The sequence below is a fragment of the Oceaniferula flava genome, from assembly GCF_016811075.1.
Taxonomy (GTDB): Bacteria; Verrucomicrobiota; Verrucomicrobiia; order Verrucomicrobiales; family Akkermansiaceae; genus Oceaniferula; species Oceaniferula flava.
This window is the reverse complement of sequence record NZ_JAFBGL010000001.1, coordinates 518607-538929: the sequence shown is the minus strand read 5'-3', so window position 1 is coordinate 538929 and position 20323 is coordinate 518607. Positions and strand designations below refer to the sequence as shown.

Below are 20323 nucleotides of genomic sequence, written 5' to 3'. Positions count from 1 at the left end.
CACGAAATAACGCTCAGCACTTGCGCTGACAGGGGTGGGACGCTACACCGCGCGTGTGAAAGATTCTCAAATACGCACACGATTTGCCCCCTCGCCCACTGGCTACCTTCACGTGGGTGGTGCCCGCACCGCATTGTTCAACTGGCTGTTAGCGCGCAAGCTCGGCGGTAGCTTTATTCTGCGCGTGGAAGACACCGATGAGGCGCGGAACACTCCCGAAGCGCGCCAAGCGATCTTTGACGCCATGCTGTGGTTAGGTCTCGACTGGGACGAAGGCCCACGCCCTGACGGCACGACGCGCGGCGAATACGGTCCGTATTACCAAAGCCAACGCAAGGCCTCCTACGACAAATGGTTCAAGAAACTGCAGGAAAGCGATCGCGTTTATGAAGACGATGGCGCCTGGCGTTTTCGCTTCGAGCGCAAGCCGATCACCATGCAGGACCTGATCTGTGGAGAAGTCACCATCGACTACCGCGAGGAATCAAACACCCCCGACATGGTGGTGCGCCGCTCTGACGGATCCTACGTGTTCCACTTCGTCAATGTAGTGGACGATCTGGAAATGGGCATCACCCATGCCATCCGCGGTGAAGATCACCTGATGAACACGCCCAAGCACCTGCAGCTTTTTGAAGCCTTCGGCGTGGAACCTCCGCAATACGGTCACATTCCGCTGATCCTCAATATGGATGGCTCAAAAATGGGTAAACGCGATCAAGGAGCATCGGTCGACGGCTACATCAAGGACGGCTTCCTGCCCGAGGCGGTGTTCAACTTCCTTGCCCTGTTAGGCTGGTCGCCCAAGGACGAAAATGAAATTTTCTCCATGGCTGAAATTGTCGATCGCTTCAGCCTGGAAGCCGTGAACCGTTCGCCGGCGAAGTTCGATTCGGAAAAATGCGCTTGGATCAACCAGCAGCACCTGATGCAGCTGAGCCCCGAAGCCTTTGCCGAACGCGCCATGCCCTACGTGCAAGCAACCTACGAGACCCTGCCTGAGAACAGCACCGAGATCATTGCCTCCGTGCAGGAGAAGGTGAAGCTGCTCACCGAAGTGCCCGCCGCCATCGAGTTCTTCCTCAACGCCGACTTTGCTTACGATGCCAAAGCCCTCGACAAAGTCCGCGGCAACGAAGCTGTCGCCGACCTGCTCAAGCAGCTCGCCGAGGCATTCGCATCGCTGGACGACTGGTCCGCGGCCAAGTCCACCATCGGTGAAACCGCCAAGGCCAACGGAGCGAAACCAGGCCAGCTGATGTTCCCCACGCGGGTAGCGCTCAGCGGACAAGCCGGAGGCCCCGATCTGGGAGCCATCCTCGATCTGCTAGGAAAAGAAGAATGTGTGCGCCGTATCAACCGCACCGTGGAGCAACTTTCATGAAGGACGTCTATCAGATCTCTGACCTGAGCGATCGGCTGCTGCTTGATCAAGGGGCCACGAAGGCCGCGCGCCTAGCGGTGATTGGCTATCCGGTGGCGCACTCCGCATCGCCAGCCATGCATCAGGCGGCGCTTGATGCGGCCGGTGCCGACCTGCGTTACATCCGACTGGAAGTTCAGCCCGGACAGGTGGCGGAGGCCTTCGAGCGGATGAAAGCTCTCGGCTTCATCGGCTGCAATGTCACGGTGCCCCACAAACTGGAGGCCATGGAATGCTGCGACGAGCTCAGTGCCGATGCCCAAGCGATCGGCGTGGTCAACACCATCCGCTTTCCCAACGAAACATCCACCCAGACCCTAGGCCACAACACTGACGGCCCAGGACTGGCGCGAGCCATCCAAGAAGAATTCCAGGTGGAACTCGCAGATCAACGCGTGATGACCTTGGGCGTGGGCGGCGGTGCCGGCAGAGCAATTGCCACCCAGTGCGCCCGCCTCGGCTGCCCGCAGTTACTGCTGGTGAACCGCACCCTGCCAAAAGCCGAAGCGCTGGCCGAAGAGCTCCACCGCTATGTCCAGAACCCGGACGTGCTGCGCGTTATCAGTCCGGAGGACCCGGCGATCGAGCAAGCTGCGCAAGAAGTGGATCTGATTATCAACGCCACCAGCTTGGGCATGAAGGATAGCGATCCCCTACCACTGCCAGCGGCGTGCATCCAAGCGCAGCATCTGGTTTACGACGCCATCTACAAGCCGGCGGAAACCAAGCTCTTAGCCACCGCCAAGCAAGCCGGTGCGCAGACGGCCAACGGCCTCTCCATGTTACTTCACCAAGGGGTGTTAGCCTACGAATACTGGTTCCCCGGCAAGACACCGACGGAGGATATGCGCCGTGGCCTGCTCTCGGCGATCTAATGACTTACGCGTCTGCCGCCGATGCGTCGGCAGGCGCGAGCTCCTCGCTAAGCACATCGGCGCCATACCAGTGCTGTGCCAGGATTTCCAACAGCTCAAACTCCTTCTCCAAGCCATCCTTGTGTAGACGCATCTTGACGCGCACCCGGTGGTAACCAGGAGGATCGAGCGTGACGAGAGTGAAGCCGTAGGCATCTTTTTTCATGTCGTCCTCATGACCAGCCATCTCGATAATTTGACGCCCAAGCGCACTGTCCACCGGCACGCGCACCGTGGGTGATGGCTCACCGCGAAACTCGCCGTCGCGATAAATTTGCGGCTTGTAGAACACCAGACTGATTTCCTCCTGATCGAACTTCTTGTTGGAATCGCGGACACGCATGTAGAGGCGGAACTCGCCTTCGTCACCCTCGTCTCCGGATGGGAAAAGCGACCATGAACGATCGTCGTAACGCATCATGAACTTCCAATCGAGCTTCCACTCTGGCCCGACCTTGACGAAAGCCGCTTCAAAAAGCTCTTTCTGCTGGTTGGCACAAATAGCGCCGATGGTGGGATATTTTGTCCCCTTCAAAAGCTCGGCCCTGACGATTTGTGCCTGACTTCGGACAGAGGAAAAACTGGGGTTCCGTCGGTAATAGAGACTCATTTGCGAAGCCAGTTCACGGCCCTGATAGACATACTGAGCCTTCCCAGCAGCATCGGTGGCATTGAGGAAACCAATTAACGTGTTCTTACAAATGGGCAACGCTTCCTTGATGACATTCTTAGCGGCCAGCAGCTCAGCCTCACGCTGCATCCGTGCGCGCTCCTCAATTAAAGCGAGATCTTCCCCCTCACCGTCTTCATCCCCGAAGTATTTGACCAGTCCAACGGTCAAAGCCATCAGCAGTAGCCACACACTGAGCAATACGATGACTTTCTTGCTGCGTGCTTCGCGCCGTTTGGTGCGTTTGATGCGCCCCTTGGCGTCATCCCCCACGGCTGCAGCCTGCTGAATTTCCAACGCGTCTTGAGTAAGTCCACTACGAGACATTCCACCCGCGTGAGCCGCGCCTAGAGTGGCCACATTCGCACGAGGCAGAGATTTCCCCTGCTTTTTCCCGGTCGGTAATTTGCCGCAATGCGGACATTTCTGATCATCGGGATCCACAATGTCCGACTCAAAAAGTGAATTACATTCGGAACAATGGAAATGTCCTCGGGTCAAATTGGCCATGAGATTGTTAGACGGATAATGATGGTATTGAAAATAGATCGAGCGCTGGCAAGCGAGGCTTAATTATGGGGCCACCCAATCGGGGAAAACCAATTCCACCACTTCCAGCTGCGATGGCAAGGCATCTTTTTGACCACTTCTAACACGTAGGGTAACTCGAACATTTTTTTTGAGCGAAACCACGAAGCTTCCGTGGTCCAAAAGACGCCGCAATTCCAAATCCAGTGCGGAGTCACGATCGACGTAGCCCCAGAAAGACTGACCGAGATCAGGCGATGCCAGCATGAAGGCCGAGTGCTCTTCATCGTTGTATGGACCGGCGTAGAACTCATTTCTCCGCTGAATCAGGCAGCGGATCAAGATATCACCGGGAAATGCGGGAGCCTCCTCTGGGTCCACAGAGCTGACGGTGGATACGGACGAGGTCGATTTCCTAAGATCTTCCCTCGCTTGTTGCTTTTGACGCATGGACTCAAAAGTCATCTCTGACCAGGCGGCACTGGCCTCCCAATCGATTTTCAATTGCTCACCATCCCTCACGAAATAGACACTCATCGGCATGTAATCCTGATCTTCGGTCTGCAGAACGAGGTAGCCGGTGGAATCGGTATCCTTGATCTCGGGCTTCGATTTGTCATGGGCGCCAGGCCGGGGCTGAATCGATCTAGGCCAAGTGGCCACCCGCTCCAAAAAACGGTCCGGATTCCGCACCCATGCGCTCTTTTCACGGTCGTTCTCAGCTTCGCCGTATGCTCGCAACACATCGGAAGCCTCGTCCACCAGGGTGCCGGCACGATTGCGGAACCATTCTTGAGGCGTGCCGGCATAAGCACTCTCAGTGCTGGCGACTTCGACCACAGGCACATCCACATCATCCAGCTCGGATGATCGCAGGTAGTTACTGAGCATCACCGCACCAATCACCACGACTAATAACATGCCGCCGGCAATGGCGATCCACCAGCCTACGGGCCGGTTTTCCTCCCACTGCACTTCCTGTTTCAGTTCTTCGCTAGTCGCCTCTTCACGCTTTTCGAACTTGGCTAGCTTAGGTGGCTTTTGTGCCGACTGCTTGGCTTTCTGAGCCGCAGCCCGGTCCGCTGCTTCCAAGCGTGTGACTTCTTCGGTTTCTTCCTCACTCGGCTCATGCACGGCCTCAACCTTAGCGGGTGACAGCTGTCGAGGTTCAGGCCGGATCGCCTTAGGCTCTGCGCTCTCGTCCGCAGGGACCTCGACTTTTTTGGCAATCAGACGAGTGACTTTCTTCCCTTCGTCTGCCCCAGAGCTTGTGGAGCTGCCAGAATTGGGGCTCCCTTCGTTGATCGGTGAAGGCTGATCTTTGTTCCCGTCTTGCTGGCTCATATGGATACGACACAACAACGAATTTTCAGGCCTCTTGCAAGCCTGCGCTCATCGAAATTGCACGCAGTCTGCATCCAGAAGCACTGATCACTCTGATGGAGCATCCTCAGCGGGTGCTGGGGGCTCAGGTGGTCCTGGCTGGTCTGGACGCGGGGGACGAGGACGATCGGGCCCCTTTTCATCTTTCAAACGAGGAGGTCGGGGCGACTTCCGAGGCGCGGCACGCGTTTCATCACGTGAGATCTCACCATTGTTATCGGTATCAATCCGGTCGAAATGAGCCCGGCGACGCTCGTCTGGCAAGCGACCGACGAATGGGAGCTTGGAAAACTCTGCGTAATCGAGCCCGCCGCTGTCGTTGGTATCGTATTTTTTAAAGTCCAGATCGTGACGTGACTTCGATCGACCGGAGCCTTTCAGCTCTTCGCGTTGAATGACGCCGTCTTTATTGCGGTCGATCCGTTTGAAAATGGCCACTCGGGCGTCTTCCTCTTTTTCAGCGACCTCTTTGGCCTGAGAGAATTCGGCCAAGTCAAGGGCATCGCTTTGATCTCGATCGAGACGGCGAAAATCCTTCAACAGACCCGAAAGCCAACCGTGATCACGAGGTTTGAGTTCTTTTTCTTCAAGCTTGGCGTCTTTGTTGCGATCCAGGAAATTGAAAAGTCGGCGACGTTTCTCCTCCTCGATACGTGCCAAGCGCTCTGAAGCCGAGAACTCCTCGAAGCTCAGATAGCCATCGGTATCGGTATCGAGAGATTTGAAATTGGAACCACGCCCACGGCGGTCGTCGTCACGCTTTTTCTTCTTCCCTTCACGACTCTCGCGTCCGTCCTGTCCGTCACGCCCATCACGCAGTTCCTCACCGGGGCGGTCATCCGGTTTTTCCAAAGCCGTGACCGCAGCAGGAGTGAACAGCAAGCAACACAGGGTCAACGATGAGAACCGACTAATCGTTTTGGTGACCGAGGGGTAGTGGTGAATGGAGAATTTCATACTCTTGATGGTTGAACCGAGTTAGCAAGTAGTGTGCCTAGCAGACTCTTGACACAGCTTATAACCCCGAACTGAGCGAGGAGTTGTGACTGTATGGATTTTTTTATTCCGTTTCCGCGATTGTTCAAGGATAACACTGCTCAGACATGCATATTCAAGATATTTTCAAGAGCCAACGGCCGACCTTCTCCTTCGAGTTCTTCCCTCCGAAGTCCGCCAAGGCTGCGCAGGCGCTCTACGAAACGATCCGTGACCTGGCGTCTTGCGATCCGTCATTTGTCAGTGTCACCTACGGCGCAGGAGGTTCCACCCGCGAACTGACGCACGACTTAGTCTTGAAAATCAAGAACACCACCGACATCCCACCGATCCCCCACCTCACCTGTGTGGCACACAGCGCCGAGGAGGTCACCGCCACGCTTGAGCGCTACGCGGAGGCTGGCATCGGTAATATCCTTGCTCTGCGTGGAGATCCGCCGATGAATCAAGGCGTCTATGATCGCTCCGGCGATGCCTTCCAGCACGCCGCGGATCTGGTGGCTCACATCAAGCAGTTCAACGAAAGTGGCAAACACCCGGATCCTCGCGGCTTCGGCATTGGTGTCGCCGCCTTTCCTGAAGGTCATCCGGACACGCCGAATCGTTTGCTGGAAATGGACTATCTCAAAGCAAAAATCGACGCTGGAGCCGATTACATTTGCACTCAATTGTTTTTTGACAACCACGACTTCCTGGACTTCCGCGACCGTTGTCGTCTGGCGGGGATTCACGTCCCTATCCTTGCCGGCATCATGCCTATCTCCTCCACCAAGGGGCTTCGCCGGATGGCTGAGCTGGCTGGTGGGGCGCACTTCCCTGCGCGCCTGTTGAAAGCCCTCGACCGCGCAGGAGACAACCAAGAAGCCGTCGAGCGCGTGGGCATTCAGTTTGCCGCCGAGCAGTGTTCGGGGCTCCTCGATGCCGATGTCGATGGCATTCACCTCTACACGCTTAACCAGAGTCGGGCGACTCGTGAAGTCTACGCCTCGCTTGGCCTCAGCGCTTCCTAGCAGCCCTGACCTATTGGCGTTTCCGCCCCAGTAAATACAACCGCTCGGCCTGGCTGAGCGTAAGTGTTTGCAGGCGACCCTCCAGCGGCGTGTGCATCCAAATTCGGTTTGTCTGAGCATCCACCGGATACGCAGCTTTCAGTTTCGGAGCCTTATCGAAAGCATCCGCTTTCAGACCTAACTTGATCGCCCCTTCGTAGCGCTTTACTCCACGCTCGTTGAGTATGGCGCTGCGTAGCACGCTCTCCACAGCATCTTGCGGTTGAGACAAACCAGCTTGGCTCCCTTGCTCGACTGACTGAGGGGTAGCACCAGTGAGCTTAGATCCTGTCTGAGTATCCACCAAGACATCATCTTGGTATTTCCAGTTTTTCTCCAAAATATTCTTCACCTGCTCGACATTCTCGATATTGAGAGCCTGAGCAATTTCCTTGATGCTTGGAGGTCGCACGGTAACGGCCCCGGCCAAGTGGAGTAAATCGCCGGCTTGAAGGTCGATTTGATCGAGATGGAATAAATCGCTGCCGCTTCGCAGGTGGAAACCTCCTTGGTCGAATGGCACTCGCCGATAACTATTGTAGAGATCCACCACGGTCAGCGCGGAAAGGATCGGGATGCTATCACGCACCACCAACTGGTCGCCGTCTTCCAGCTCGAACTGAATATCGAAGACCACCCCCTGCTGACTGTTGGTCGATCCGCTGATCGTCCCTTGGCCCGAGATGGAACCACTAATCCACTCGTTGAATGCGGGAGATAGTAGGGTGTCGAGCGGCATCGACTCGATAGTCAGCTTGCCATTCAAGCTAGGTTGGCTGCCGGATCCGACAGCGAGATCGAACGTCAATCGGCCACTGCCGTCTTCCGCTGTGAGCTGTGCCTCCTCGATGATCACGCCACGGGGAGAACACATCACCACCATGTTCTCAATTTTCAGGGGACGCAGCCAGTTCTGGCCAAAATTTCCTCCTTTAAATTGCAACCTCCAGCCGTCGCCTTCACGGCTAGCGCTCAGTTGGCTGTTGGAAATGTATCCTTGATTGCGAATGGAATAGCCCCACTTCAGATTAGCGTCCGGGCTTTCAAAACGTTCAAAGGTAAAGCCATCGTGCTCAACAAATAAAGCGGCGAAAGACTTAGCAGCGGAGGCATCATCGCTACCGCCGGCTTTGAGATCGATATCCAGGCGGTTTATCAGCACACTCTTGCCATCCCAGGCGCCATAGACACCGTCCAAAAGTGACACGCTGGTGCGCACACCGCGCGCATCCAAGTGCTCGTAAAAAGCCTCTTCGGATCCTTCCAACTTGATGTAAGCCAGCGTCGCGAGCTCTCGCTCTTTGCGAATCTCGCCCACCTCACAGCTCTCAGCTCTGAAAGTTTCCTCCAAGCTTATGCGAACATCCTCCCGGAAACCATCGCGCTCAATGCGATTGAACAGATAGATCCATATGGCAACAGCAAGCAAGGCCACCACCAAAAGCAATCTTCCACCTAGACGCGTCATACGCGCCATCAAAGATTGCCCTTCGGCAGCGTGTCGAAGCTGAAACCACAGTCCCTGACGAGAAACCCATGCATTCATCTGTTCGTTGAATGCAATCCGCTTCTCTTCTTTGGCACTCATCATGGTATCATCAGTCGGCCCCCCTCACAAAGGGAACCTATGTAGGGAGGATGGTGAAAATCCGTATGGCTTAGCCGCAACCGCAACCGCCACCACAGCAGCCACCGCCACCGGACTGATCCAGATCTTCAGCCTCAGGCACGCGGCCTAATTCCATGGTCATACCGACATATTTGCTGATGGTTTGTTGAAGTGTCTGGAGGTTTTGCTGAGCATCCATGAAGTCACGGGCAACTTCATTTTCAAGAAGGCCATTGCGTGCGGATTCGAACTCCTGAATTTCGCGTTCACCCAGTTCGACACCAGCTTGTTGCTTCTGATGAAGCTCTTCACCACGCTCGTGGACGGATTGATACTGTAGCTTGGCAGCATCATCTTCGAGAAAACGCTCCACCTGACCTTGCAGGGCCACAAATTCGATATCTTGTGCGATTGCTTCACACAGCTCCTTGGTCTTCGCCATGACAGCGGAATCTTTAGCAAAAATGCTCATGTCTTCCCTTAGCCCGTGGTTGGGGACTTGGCAACCTCTGAGCGTGTATTTTTGAAATTCAAAGGGATCATAAATTATACACACAGATCGCCCAGTTGATTTCGCTCCTTTATCAACTGTGAATCTGAAAGTCATTCCTACATATCTACGTAGCACCATAATCCACAGCCCCTACTCTGTTCCCTGCCCATGAAATCCACACACCTCTTTATCCCTGCCGCTTGGGTGCTCAGCCTGAGCATCGCTTACATCGTTGGAGCCAAAATCCAATCGTCCAACGATTCCGATAAAAACGATACTGCAGATGTGCCGGAGAACGCCCGATCGTATTACCGGTCGTCGGCATCCAACGCATCATCCTCACGCCGTGGAAATGCAGGACGGGACGGAGCATCCGGCCGTGGATCATCCAAAGAAGATCTCGATATTTCCAACATCGTAAAGGATGACGACCCCATCCAGAGGGTGCAAAGTCTACTTGCCTTGATTGGTCGACTCGGCCCGAACGACTTTGAACAAGTGGTCGCCGATTTCCGAGCCTCTGGTCTAACACGCGAGCGCATGGCGGAGTATGAAATGCTGCTGCATGCCTGGGCGAAGTCCGATCCCCTGAGCGCCCTCGCCTACGCCGAAGAAAATACCGGCTCACGTTTTGCCCGCCAAACCATTCTCAGCAGCTGGGCCGCTGATAACCCGACCGGTGCCCTGCAGTGGGCGGAAAGCCACTATGATGGCGACGGCGCCAACCCATGGCTGGTAGGCGTGATCCGGGGCATGGTGAAAACCGACCCTGCACAAGCGACCGAAATCATGGGCACGCTGCCCTACAGCCGCGAGCGTGGCGACGCCTTGGCCACCATCATTCCCCACATCGCCGAGCTAGGACAAGAACAAGCTCAGCAATGGCTGAACACCCTCGATGATGAACGCTTGCGCAATGGCGCCACGGCCCGACTCGCAGAAAGCCTCGCCGAGAAAGATCCGGAAGCCACTGCCAGCTGGGTGATGTCACTTAGTGATGAAGAACAGCGCCAGCGTGCCATTGGCGAAGTGGCCGACACCTGGGCCGACAACGATGTCGCGTCCGCCGTTGCCTGGACAGAAACCCTGAGCGGCGCCGACAAGGTGCGTGCTGCTAGCGAGCTCATCGGAGAATACACTCAGGAATCACCGGAAGAGGCTTCGCAATGGCTCGACTCCATGGCCGGCACCGACGGCTACGACAGCGTGGCGCGCAGCTTCATCTGGAGCTCGGCCCGCAGCAATCCTGAACTGGCCCTTTCCAAAGTCTCAACGCTGAATAATGTCGAGAACCAACCACGCTATTACAGTCGCGTGCTCAACGAGTGGCACCGCCGCGACGCCGATGCGGCAGCCGCTTGGATGGACAGCAACAACGTCTCGGAAGCCATTCGCAACAACGCTACCCGCACCAGAAGAGGTCGCTAGAAATCAGCTATTACACACGCGAGCTCGCCTTGTGAAAAAGCCACTCCTCATCGTCTCCGTCATCTTTACCCTGATTGTGGGGTTTCTGGTTTGGTGGTTTAGTGCCAGTCAAGTCATCAAGCGTAACACCCGCGAACTGGCTGAGACGCTGACCATTTCCGCAGGTGACAGCAAAGCAACCCGGGGATTCAAGGGCCAGGACTTTGCTGCCTTGCTCGATGCCGATTTTGTGGGTTCCGTGGATGTCGAAAACTACCAGGGCGACATCGGTCGGGACGATGCGGTCTCGGGTCACCAATACCTCGGGTTCAGCTGCCAATTCACCCGCGCCGAGGTGACCGAGATTGAGATCATCAATCTCGAAGGCAACCAGGCAGAAGTCCACGCTCATTTTGAAATGCACGTCACCACCAAAGGGGGCTCAAGCTACAGCGACGAAGCCGATGCCACCTTGATCTGGGTGCGGAGCAAAGAGGACACTTGGCTGCTTCAATCCGCCGACTTGGTGCGTAAAACACCCTAATCGTGGCATTTCCAACCTCGTCAGGCTCGCGACCTTGACAAACTAGACACGGATACTAATCTCCGCGCGCCTGCAAAATCATGAGCATTTACCAAGACTACCTCAAAGAAATCGAAGAACGTAAAGGTGAAGGCCTTCACCCCAAGCCCATCGATGGAGCTGACCTGATCGCCGCAATCATCGCGCAGATCAAAGACACCGACAACGAGCACCGCAAGGACTCCCTCGATTTCTTCATCTACAACACCCTCCCCGGCACCACCGCCGCCGCCAGTGCCAAAGCCACCTTCCTGGAGGAGATCATTCTCGGCAAGGAATCCGTGCCGGAAATCACCGCAGAATTTGCCTTCGAGCTGCTTTCCCACATGAAAGGCGGACCCTCCATCGAGGTCCTGCTCAATCTCGCCCTCGGTGAGGACGCTGGCATCGCCAAGGATGCGGCCGAGGTGCTGAAGACCCAGGTTTATCTCTACGAGGCCGACATGGAGCGTCTGGAAAATGCCTACAAGGCAGGTAATGCCGTCGCCAAAGACATTCTCGAAAGCTACGCCAAGGCGGAGTTCTTCACCAAGCTTCCCGAGGTGCCTGAAGAAATTCAGATCGTCACCTACGTCGCCGGCGAAGGCGATATCTCCACCGACCTGCTTTCCCCCGGTGGCGAGGCTCACTCTCGCTCCGATCGCGAGCTACACGGCAAGTGCATGATCACTCCGGAAGCGCAGGAGCAGATCAAGGCGCTGCAGAAAATGCACCCCGACAAGAGCGTCATGCTCATCGCGGAAAAAGGCACCATGGGCGTGGGATCCTCCCGCATGTCCGGCATCAACAATGTCTCACTGTGGACCGGTAAACCTGCCAGCCCCTACGTTCCCTTCGTCAACATCTTCCCGATCGTCGCCGGCACCAACGGCATTTCTCCGATCTTCCTGACCACCGTCAGCGTGACCGGAGGCATTGGTATCGACCTGAAAAACTGGGTCAGAAAAACCGACGCCGAGGGCAAAACAGTGCTCGATGAAAATGGCGACCCTGTGCTCGAGCAGACTTACTCCGTCGATACCGGCACCCTGCTCACCATCAACACCAAGGACAAAAAGCTCTACGGCAACGGCGAGGAACTGGTCGATATCTCCGCGGCACTCACCCCGCAGAAAGTCGAGTTCATCAAGGCCGGCGGCTCTTACGCCATCGTCTTCGGCAAGAAACTACAAACCTTCGCAGCTGAAACGCTCGGCACCGAGATGCCCACCGTTTACGCGCCATCGAAAGAAATCTCCCACGCCGGTCAGGGGCTCACTGCGGTGGAAAAAATCTTCAACCGCAACTCCGTCGGAACCGCCACAGACCAGCCACTGCACGCCGGCTCCGATGTCCGTGTCGAAGTCAACATCGTCGGTTCCCAGGACACCACCGGCCTGATGACCTCCCAGGAGCTCGAAGCCATGGCCGCCACCGTGATCTCACCGATCGTGGACGCCGCCTACCAGTCCGGCTGTCACACCGCCTCGGTTTGGGATAAAAAAGCCCAGGCCAACATTCCGCGCCTGATGAGTTTCATGAACAAGTTCGGCCTGATCACCGCGCGCGACCCCAAAGGCGAATACCACGCAATGACCGACGTCATCCACAAGGTGCTCAACGACCTGACGGTGGACGATTGGGACATCATCATCGGCGGCGATTCCCACACCCGCATGTCCAAGGGTGTGGCCTTCGGTGCCGACTCCGGAACCGTCGCTCTCGCACTCGCCACCGGTGAGGCCTCGATGCCCATTCCCGAGTCAGTCAAGGTGACCTTCAAAGGCAAGATGCAGCCGCACATGGATTTCCGTGATGTGGTGCACGCCACCCAGCTGCAGATGCTAAAAAAATTCGGCGACAACGTCTTCCAAGGTCGCGTCATCGAAGTCCACATCGGCACCCTGCCAGCGGATAAGGCCTTCACCTTCACCGACTGGACCGCCGAGATGAAAGCCAAGGCATCCATCTGTATTTCCCAACCGGAAACCCTCATCGAATCGCTGGAAATCGCCAAGGGCCGTATCCAGATCATGATCGACAAGGGCATGGACAATGAGATCAAAGTCCTCCAGGGGCTGGTCGACAAAGCCAACAAGCGCATCGAGCAAATCCGCTCCGGTGAGAAACCACCACTGGCGCCCGACAGCAATGCCAATTACCACGCCGAGCTGGTGGTTGACCTCGAGGAAATCGTCGAACCGATGATTGCCGATCCGGACGTCAACAACGACGACGTTTCCAAGCGCTACACCCACGATGTCATCCGCGCCCTCTCCCACTACGCCGGTGAGAAAGTGGTCGACCTCGGATTCGTCGGCTCCTGCATGGTGCACAAAGGCGACCTCAAGATCCTCGCGCAAATGCTCCGCAACCTGGAGCAAGCCAAGGGTGAGATCAAATTCAACGCCCCACTGGTCGTCGCCGCCCCCACTTACAACATCATCGATGAGCTCAAGATCGAAGGCGACTGGAACATCCTCCAGAAGTATTCCGGTTTCGAGTTTGACGATAACGCACCGAAACAAGTCGCCCGCACCGAATACGAGAACATGATGTATCTCGAGCGCCCCGGCTGCAACCTCTGCATGGGCAACCAGGAAAAAGCGGAAAAAGGTGATACCGTCATGGCCACCTCCACCCGCCTGTTCCAAGGCCGCGTCGTAGCTGACTCCGATCGGAAAAAAGGCGAGTCTCTACTATCCTCCACCCCAGTCGTCGTGCTCTCCGCCATCCTCGGCCGCACCCCGACCCTCGAGGAATACAAAGTCGCCGTTGAAGGCATCGACCTCACCACCTTCGCCCCACCGGTCGAAGATCTGGTCGCCATCGCCTAACAACGAGCATCCGAGATCCCATTTCCCAAGAGCGGCAGGTTCTCCTGCCGCTCTTTTTTTGTGCTGCGGCACTTTTTGAGTTCTACCTAACAATACTGCACCATAGGTCTTATAGGACCGATGAGACCTATTCCTCAACCAAGTCAGCAAAACTAACGACTTCCCTCTGGCACGCTCGGATCTCCGTGTTATAGTCATAGCAATATGGACACACTGAGAACTTTTCAAACTGGAGCCGGGGCAGAAGGTAAATTCAATTCCCTCCCCGCTCTGCAAGCACAAGGCTTTGGCAACATCAGCCGACTGCCTGTTTCCATCCGCATTGTGTTAGAATCGCTGCTGCGCAATATGGATGGCAAGAAGGTCACCGAGGAAGACATTCAGAACCTCGCCAACTGGAATGCCGCGAAGCCGGGCAACTACGAAGTGCCGTTCACCGTCGCCCGCGTCGTCCTCCAGGATTTCACCGGCGTGCCACTGGTCGTCGATCTCGCGGCGATGCGTAATGCCGCCGCTGACGCCGGAGCAGATCCGTCAGTGGTCGAGCCCCTGGTCCCGGTCGACCTGGTGATCGATCACTCGGTGCAGGTCGATTTCGCCGGTTCCCAACAGGCACTCGACCGCAACCTCAAGATCGAGTTCATCCGCAACAAGGAGCGCTACGAATTTCTCAAATGGGGGCAGCAAGCATTCGATTCCTTCAAGGTCGTTCCCCCCGGCATCGGCATCGTGCACCAGGTGAATTTGGAATACCTGGCGAAAGGTGTGTTAGAAAAAGACGGCGTGCATTATTTCGACTCCTTGGTCGGCACCGATTCCCACACCACCATGATCAACGGCCTCGGCGTGGTTGGCTGGGGCGTGGGTGGCATTGAGGCGGAGGCTGCGATGTTAGGCCAACCTGTTACTTTCCTCGTGCCGGAAGTGGTCGGTGTTTATTTACACGGCGAACTGAACGAAGGCGTCACCGCCACCGACCTCACCCTGCGCATCACGGAGATCTTACGCGCCCATGGTGTGGTGGGGAAATTTGTCGAGTTCTACGGCCCGGGCGCCAAAGCGCTCTCTCTCCCAGACCGTGCCACCATCGCCAACATGGCCCCCGAATACGGTGCCACCATGGGCTTCTTCCCGGTCGACAAAGAATCCGTCAACTACCTGCGCGGCACCGGTCGATCCGCCGAGGTCTGCCAGACGGTGGAGAACTACTTCAAGGCGCAGGAAATGTGGGGCATCCCAGAAAAAGGAGACATCGACTACACCGATGACCTCACCCTCGATCTCAACTCCGTGGTCCCCGCCGTCTCCGGCCCGAAACGCCCCCAGGACCGCATCGACGTGCCTGAGCTAGGCGAGAAATTCAACGCCCTGTTCGAGGCACCTACCTCCGCCGGCGGATTCGGTCGCAGCGCCGAGAGCCGTAACACCATCATCGACATACACATGCCTGAGCCAGCTGGCGTCGCCATTGGTTCACTTTTGGAAACCACCGAGCCTGGCGCAGAAATGGACAAGGCGGAAATGACCACCAACCGGCCCACTCCAGACGCAGTCGACGCCTCGGAAGCTTTCGACCCGATCGATACCCAGCTCACCCACGGCTCCGTCCTTATCGCTGCGATCACTTCCTGCACCAACACCTCGAACCCGAGTGTGATGCTGGCCGCTGGTTTGGTGGCGAAAAAGGCGAACCAGCTCGGTCTCAGCGTGGCGCCCTACGTCAAGACCTCGCTCGGACCAGGCTCCCGCGTGGTCACCGACTACCTCAACAAAACCCACCTGCAAGCGGAGCTGGATCAGCTCGGGTTCCAAACCGTCGGCTACGGCTGCACCACCTGCATCGGCAACTCCGGACCACTGCATCCGGCGATTGAAGATGCCATCAAAGAGGGCGACCTCGTCTGCGCCTCCGTGCTGTCCGGCAACCGTAACTTCGAGGCCAGGGTGCACGGATCTATCCGCGCCAATTTCCTGATGTCACCGCCGCTGGTGGTCGCCTACGCCCTCGCAGGTCGCGTGGATCTCGACCTCGCCAACGATCCCATCGGCAAGGACAAAGACGGCAATCTCGTCTACCTCAAAGACATCTGGCCGACCGTGGACGAGCTCAAGGAGGTCATCGACTCCGCGCTCGTGCCGGAGGTCTTCAACAGACTCTACAGCCACCTCGACACCGCCAACCAGAACTGGGTGGAAATCCAATCGGACACCGGCGATGTCTACAGCTGGGACGACCAATCCACCTACATCCAGAACCCTCCGTTCTTCGATGGGTTCTCGCGCACACCGGCGACCGAGGCGAAGGACATCATCGATGCGCGCGCGCTCGGTATTTTTGCCGACTCCGTGACCACCGACCACATTTCCCCCGCCGGCGCCATCGTGCCCAGCTCGCCAGCCGGTCAGTATCTGCTGGAACACGGAGTGGAAAAAGCCAGCTTCAACTCCTTCGGATCACGCCGCGGAAACGATCGGGTCATGACCCGTGGCACCTTTGGTAACGTGCGCATCAAGAACCTGATGTGTGATGGCATCGAAGGCGGATACACCCAGTATTTCGGACCACAAGAAGTCACCGCGCCGGATCAGGAAATCCCCCCCTTCGCCGATGGCAAACCGGCCTTCATCTATGACGCCGCCGAAGCCTACCGCAAAGACGGCACGGACCTCATCGTCATCGGTGGCGAGGACTACGGCATGGGATCGTCCCGCGACTGGGCGGCCAAGGGCACACGATTGCTCGGTGTTTCCGCGGTCATCACCAAGAGCTTCGAGCGCATTCACCGCTCCAACCTCATCGGCATGGGTGTGCTGCCGCTGAACTTCAAGGACAAGACTGACTACGACAAAGTTGCCGACCTCGCCGACGCCACCTTCAGCCTCACCGGGCTCTCAGGAAAACTGACCCCAGCCCAGGACGCCACGCTCACGGTGACCAAAGCGGATGGCAGCAGCTTCGATATCCCCCTGGTGGTGCGCATCGACACCCCGGCGGAAGTCGACTACTACCTCAACGGCGGCATCCTGCCCTACGTGCTGAATCAGATCCTCGACCACGCAGAAGCCTAAGCCTGAAAATGCGGGGCTCGATCTCATAAAAATGACGTATTTCCTAAACAATTGGCTAAAATACGCCTCGGAGCGTGAAAAGTGACGAAAAAACAGTTGCATTCCCATGTTCCATGAGATAGTTCTCCCGCCCGCGCAGCGCCAGATCAGGTTGCTGACACCCTATTTCAACCATTTTTCAACCTAACGCCAAGCCATGAACATCATCGATAAAATCGAAAAGGAGCAAATCAAAGACGTCGCAGACTTCAACGTGGGCGACAGCCTGAAAGTTCACTGCCGCGTGGTCGAAGGTGGTAAAGAGCGTATCCAGATCTTCGCTGGTCTCTGCATCGGCAAAAAAGGCAGCGGTATCAACGAGTCCTACACCGTGCGTAAAATTTCCTCCGGTGAGGGTGTCGAGCGTGTCTTCCCACTGCACACACCACGTGTTGCCAAAATCGAAGTCACCCGCCGTGGTAAAGTTCGTCGCGCCAAGCTCAACTACCTGCGCGACCGCGTTGGTAAGCGTGCGCTTCTCGTGAAGTCCGCTGACAGCGAGTAATTCGGAATCGACTCAAAGTCGTTCATCGAACGCTATTTTTATTTTCAAAAGCCTCCTGTCATGGGAGGCTTTTTTTGTGCCAGCGATGGTCGCTCAATGGACTTACCCAGCACAGCATCCCGACCCTCCTCGTCACTGCCCCTGAGCTCCTAGCCCATCATTTTCCCCATGCGTGTTCCTTTATACTTCTCCATCCCCAGCTGCCTCATCGTCGCTGCCGGCGTGTGGTATCTGGGAACCAAAGACGAAGACTTCACCGCTCCGCCGACACCTGAACGTTTGGCGGAAGTCGCCATCGAGTGGGAAAAGAGCCGACCCAACACCCCGCCGCCGAAACCCATCAATGCGGCGCTGTTAGCGGACCCCACTCCGATCAAGCCAAAGTCCTCCGCCACGGCCAAGCAGGAGGAGGAAATCATCCCCGCAGGCGATCTCAATCTGGCTCCCTCGCTGTCCGAATACGGCACCTATGGCGACAAAGGTGCGGCAGCCATGATTCATCTGGCCACCCAGCTCGAAACCAAAGCCCAGTTCCAACGCGCGCTGTTGGCCTGGGAACGAGTGATCGACACCTCGAATCCTGACGAAAAAGAACGACTGCAAGCAGTCCGCGCGATTCAGCGCATCCGCGGCTCACTGCCGCCGTGGAACCCGGACCCCTCAGCCGATATTTCACTCACCCTGCATGCAGGCGCGACGATCCAAGACAAAGCCGTGCTCGAGAATGCCTTGAAAATGGCCGCTGCTCTCATCGACAACGCCTCGGGCAATGTGGTGAAAGTCGATACCCAAGCCACTATTGGCAAGGGCTCCGGCATCAAGACTCCACGCATCCCCATCGCCATCTGGTTCACCCGTCCCAGCAGCACCAGTGAAGGCGCCACTGCGGAAACACCGCCCATTTCCTTCATGGCCGACCCCAAGCAGCCCGAGCTTCTTGCCAGCCAGGTGGCCGCCGGTGTTTATGCCCTGATTCGCAACCACCTCTCCACAGAAACCAGTTTCTCCCCCTTGCCGGAATATCCTGCAGGTGTGCAGCCGGACGATCTTCTGCAGTTCTACGTCACCCGTCTGATGTGGCGTGAATTCGTCAAGAGCATGAAGGAATAAGCCCCCGACAGCGGGCACCCCTGATGCGTGCAAGCGGCTGCCGGAAAATGCTCTCCCTGGCGCGCCCAATTCCCACTGTCCCTGCGGAAACACTGCAGCACGCACGGCTCGCAGACAAAAAAACGCCGCACCACCATGAACGGCGGAGCGGCGTTTGAAATCTTTGCTAGCGAGAGATACTAGGAGCTGTAGGATTGCTCCACACGCTGAGCCACATCACGATAGCCGTAATCGACCTCGTAAATCTGCTTGAAGCTGTTGAGCGCAGCTTCCTTGTCGCCCATGTCCTCGTGAATAAGGCCTTTTTCATAAAGCACCTCTTTCTTGGTGCCGTCCATACCCACCAGATCAGCCAGTGCGTCGGAAAGCTGTTTGATCGCCAAATCGTGCATATCCTTGGCCTTGAAAGTTCTTCCGAGGAGTAGGAGCACACGGGTGCGGATATGAGGGTTACGAGTCGCCTGCTGCAGGTGAGGGATCGCAGCACTGTAGTCGCCGGAGTTATAGAGCGCCAGTCCAAGCTCGTAGCGCAGCTGGGGATCGGTCGGGTTGCGGTCGACCCGTTGCTGAGCCTCTTCAACTTGCTCGCCGGTGCGCTCCGCCATGACAGCTTCATACTGTTGACGAAGTTCTTCGTTCTCAGGATCAGCTTCGACACCTTTTTTGAGTTCAGAAATCTGGAACTCAGCGGCTTTGTCCTTCATGTAAGCAGCCTTGCTTTGCAGGGCCACATCCTTATCGGAAAGGTCATACGCATACTGGAAGAACGAGTAAGCATTCGGCCAGTCTTCGAGCTGCTCGTAGAGAGAAGCGATATCCTTCACCAGGCTGAGGTTCTGGTTGTCTCCCGCGTAAGCCGCGGAAAGGGTTTCCAGTTTTTCCATCATCTGGTCGCGCGTCATTGCCGCACGGTTGGCATTCTCTTGCTCGGCTGATTCATCTGAACTCTTCAGCACGTCGCGGAAACTTTGAGCCTCTTCCCACTTCTGCTTCTTCATGGATGCCCGTGCAGTGGCGTCTTTTGCCCCCTTGACGGCGTCCATGTCAGCTGCGTCCTGCTTGACGATGTCGTTGTAAACAGCGGATGCCTCATCCGGCATGTCGCGAGCCAGATAGTGTTCGGCCAGCTTATGCAGCAATTTAGTATTTTCAGGAGATCCGCGGCGCACGGTTTCCAGTGCAAAAGCTGCGGTATTCAGAAGGTTCAAGCGCAGCGCGCAGTCGAAGAGCAAATCGTTCGCCTGTCCGTCGAAGGGAGCTTTGACCAGCTCGGTCTCCAAGGCCGCCATGGCGCCGACTGGATCTTTTTTGCCCATCGCTGGAATTTTCATCAGCGATAGACCGCTGCCACCAAACAGACCCTTCTTCTTTTTCTTACCCGAATTTTCAGATGCGGCGGCATTACGAGCAAGCTTGCGGGCATCGTAAAAACCAGGCTCGGATTTCAACACGGCATGGCACAGGCTGATCGCATACGTGTAGTTTTTTAATTCAAAAGCGCTTTGTGCCTTGAGCCAAAGAGCCTTCACATTGGCTGGCAATTCGGCTTCGGTCAATTCAGTGATTTCTTCGGACATAGTCATTGATTGGGTTCTCTGATACACGGCGATAATAAATGCCAATTAATGTATCACTATGTTGTAATCATCTCCAAATGTGCTCCCTTGGCAAGCATCCACATTGAATTTTATCACCGTTGAGGGTGCATAATTCGCCCCCTTGCTCTCCA

Annotated in this window: 15 protein-coding genes; 9 read left to right on the top strand and 6 right to left on the bottom strand. The window is 56.4% G+C overall.

The window, feature by feature from the left end; all coding sequences use genetic code 11:
• The first annotated feature begins 55 nt into the window (after positions 1-55).
• Positions 56-1384, top strand: coding sequence for a glutamate--tRNA ligase (gene gltX / locus JO972_RS02310; RefSeq protein WP_309488377.1), 1329 nt, complete (start codon positions 56-58; stop codon positions 1382-1384).
• Positions 1381-2298 carry a shikimate dehydrogenase gene (gene aroE, locus JO972_RS02305; RefSeq protein WP_309488376.1) on the top strand — a complete coding sequence of 306 codons (918 nt, stop codon included), beginning with the start codon at positions 1381-1383 and terminating at the stop codon, positions 2296-2298. The genes gltX and aroE overlap by 4 nt, the downstream gene beginning before the upstream one ends.
• Positions 2299-2302: 4 nt before the next feature.
• Here the strand turns inward: aroE and JO972_RS02300 are convergent, their stop codons facing one another.
• The 3 genes from JO972_RS02300 to JO972_RS02290 form a co-directional block, all read right to left on the bottom strand.
• The gene (locus JO972_RS02300; protein WP_309488375.1) at positions 2303-3451 is read right to left on the bottom strand and encodes a hypothetical protein; all 1149 of its coding nucleotides are present in this window, start codon (positions 3449-3451) and stop codon (positions 2303-2305) included.
• A 129-nt stretch (positions 3452-3580) separates the two neighbouring features.
• The gene (locus JO972_RS02295; RefSeq protein WP_309488374.1) at positions 3581-4879 is read right to left on the bottom strand and encodes a hypothetical protein; all 1299 of its coding nucleotides are present in this window, start codon (positions 4877-4879) and stop codon (positions 3581-3583) included.
• 87 nt (positions 4880-4966) lie between these two features.
• Complete coding sequence (locus tag JO972_RS02290; protein ID WP_309488373.1) at positions 4967-5875, bottom strand: EF-hand domain-containing protein; 909 nt, start codon at positions 5873-5875, stop codon at positions 4967-4969.
• A 146-nt stretch (positions 5876-6021) separates the two neighbouring features.
• Between JO972_RS02290 and metF the strand changes: the two genes are divergently transcribed.
• Entirely contained in the window at positions 6022-6924 is a 903-nt protein-coding gene (metF, locus tag JO972_RS02285; RefSeq protein WP_309488372.1) for a methylenetetrahydrofolate reductase [NAD(P)H], read from the top strand.
• Between the two features lie 10 nt (positions 6925-6934).
• Here the strand turns inward: metF and JO972_RS02280 are convergent, their stop codons facing one another.
• Entirely contained in the window at positions 6935-8554 is a 1620-nt protein-coding gene (locus tag JO972_RS02280; protein WP_309488371.1) for a hypothetical protein, read from the bottom strand.
• A gap of 67 nt (positions 8555-8621) precedes the next feature.
• Complete coding sequence (locus tag JO972_RS02275; RefSeq protein ID WP_309488370.1) at positions 8622-9014, bottom strand: YlbF family regulator; 393 nt, start codon at positions 9012-9014, stop codon at positions 8622-8624.
• A 219-nt stretch (positions 9015-9233) separates the two neighbouring features.
• Between JO972_RS02275 and JO972_RS02270 the strand changes: the two genes are divergently transcribed.
• The 6 genes from JO972_RS02270 (at position 9234) to JO972_RS02245 (ending at position 18594) form a co-directional block, all read left to right on the top strand.
• Positions 9234-10493, top strand: coding sequence for a hypothetical protein (locus JO972_RS02270; protein ID WP_309488369.1), 1260 nt, complete (start codon positions 9234-9236; stop codon positions 10491-10493).
• Between the two features lie 31 nt (positions 10494-10524).
• Positions 10525-11016: a Cif family virulence factor gene (locus JO972_RS02265; protein WP_309488368.1), complete on the top strand. Its 492-nt coding sequence runs from the start codon at positions 10525-10527 to the stop codon at positions 11014-11016.
• An 80-nt stretch (positions 11017-11096) separates the two neighbouring features.
• Positions 11097-13871, top strand: a complete 2775-nt coding sequence (locus JO972_RS02260) for a bifunctional aconitate hydratase 2/2-methylisocitrate dehydratase (RefSeq protein WP_309488367.1) — start codon at positions 11097-11099, stop codon at positions 13869-13871.
• A gap of 204 nt (positions 13872-14075) precedes the next feature.
• Complete coding sequence (acnA, locus tag JO972_RS02255; protein ID WP_309488366.1) at positions 14076-16940, top strand: aconitate hydratase; 2865 nt, start codon at positions 14076-14078, stop codon at positions 16938-16940.
• A 196-nt stretch (positions 16941-17136) separates the two neighbouring features.
• Positions 17137-17484, top strand: a complete 348-nt coding sequence (rplS, locus tag JO972_RS02250; protein ID WP_309488365.1) for a 50S ribosomal protein L19 — start codon at positions 17137-17139, stop codon at positions 17482-17484.
• Positions 17485-17652: 168 nt separating this feature from the next.
• Positions 17653-18594 carry a hypothetical protein gene (locus tag JO972_RS02245; protein WP_309488364.1) on the top strand — a complete coding sequence of 314 codons (942 nt, stop codon included), beginning with the start codon at positions 17653-17655 and terminating at the stop codon, positions 18592-18594.
• A gap of 179 nt (positions 18595-18773) precedes the next feature.
• Here JO972_RS02245 and JO972_RS02240 read toward each other — a convergent pair whose 3' ends face one another.
• Entirely contained in the window at positions 18774-20171 is a 1398-nt protein-coding gene (locus JO972_RS02240) for a tetratricopeptide repeat protein (RefSeq protein WP_309488363.1), read from the bottom strand.
• Positions 20172-20323 lie beyond the last annotated feature (152 nt).

What these genes read in the sequence shown, in the direction of transcription:
- JO972_RS02240 (WP_309488363.1), bottom strand. Translation starts at nt 20,171, where the DNA reads ATGTCCGAAGAAATCACTGAATTGACCGAAGCCGAATTGCCAGCCAAT.
- JO972_RS02260 (WP_309488367.1), top strand. Translation starts at nt 11,097, where the DNA reads ATGAGCATTTACCAAGACTACCTCAAAGAAATCGAAGAACGTAAAGGT.
- JO972_RS02275 (WP_309488370.1), bottom strand. Translation starts at nt 9,014, where the DNA reads ATGGCGAAGACCAAGGAGCTGTGTGAAGCAATCGCACAAGATATCGAA.
- JO972_RS02290 (WP_309488373.1), bottom strand. Translation starts at nt 5,875, where the DNA reads ATGAAATTCTCCATTCACCACTACCCCTCGGTCACCAAAACGATTAGT.
- JO972_RS02280 (WP_309488371.1), bottom strand. Translation starts at nt 8,554, where the DNA reads ATGATGAGTGCCAAAGAAGAGAAGCGGATTGCATTCAACGAACAGATG.
- metF (WP_309488372.1), top strand. Translation starts at nt 6,022, where the DNA reads ATGCATATTCAAGATATTTTCAAGAGCCAACGGCCGACCTTCTCCTTC.
- JO972_RS02270 (WP_309488369.1), top strand. Translation starts at nt 9,234, where the DNA reads ATGAAATCCACACACCTCTTTATCCCTGCCGCTTGGGTGCTCAGCCTG.
- rplS (WP_309488365.1), top strand. Translation starts at nt 17,137, where the DNA reads ATGAACATCATCGATAAAATCGAAAAGGAGCAAATCAAAGACGTCGCA.
- JO972_RS02245 (WP_309488364.1), top strand. Translation starts at nt 17,653, where the DNA reads ATGCGTGTTCCTTTATACTTCTCCATCCCCAGCTGCCTCATCGTCGCT.
- JO972_RS02295 (WP_309488374.1), bottom strand. Translation starts at nt 4,879, where the DNA reads ATGAGCCAGCAAGACGGGAACAAAGATCAGCCTTCACCGATCAACGAA.
- acnA (WP_309488366.1), top strand. Translation starts at nt 14,076, where the DNA reads ATGGACACACTGAGAACTTTTCAAACTGGAGCCGGGGCAGAAGGTAAA.
- aroE (WP_309488376.1), top strand. Translation starts at nt 1,381, where the DNA reads ATGAAGGACGTCTATCAGATCTCTGACCTGAGCGATCGGCTGCTGCTT.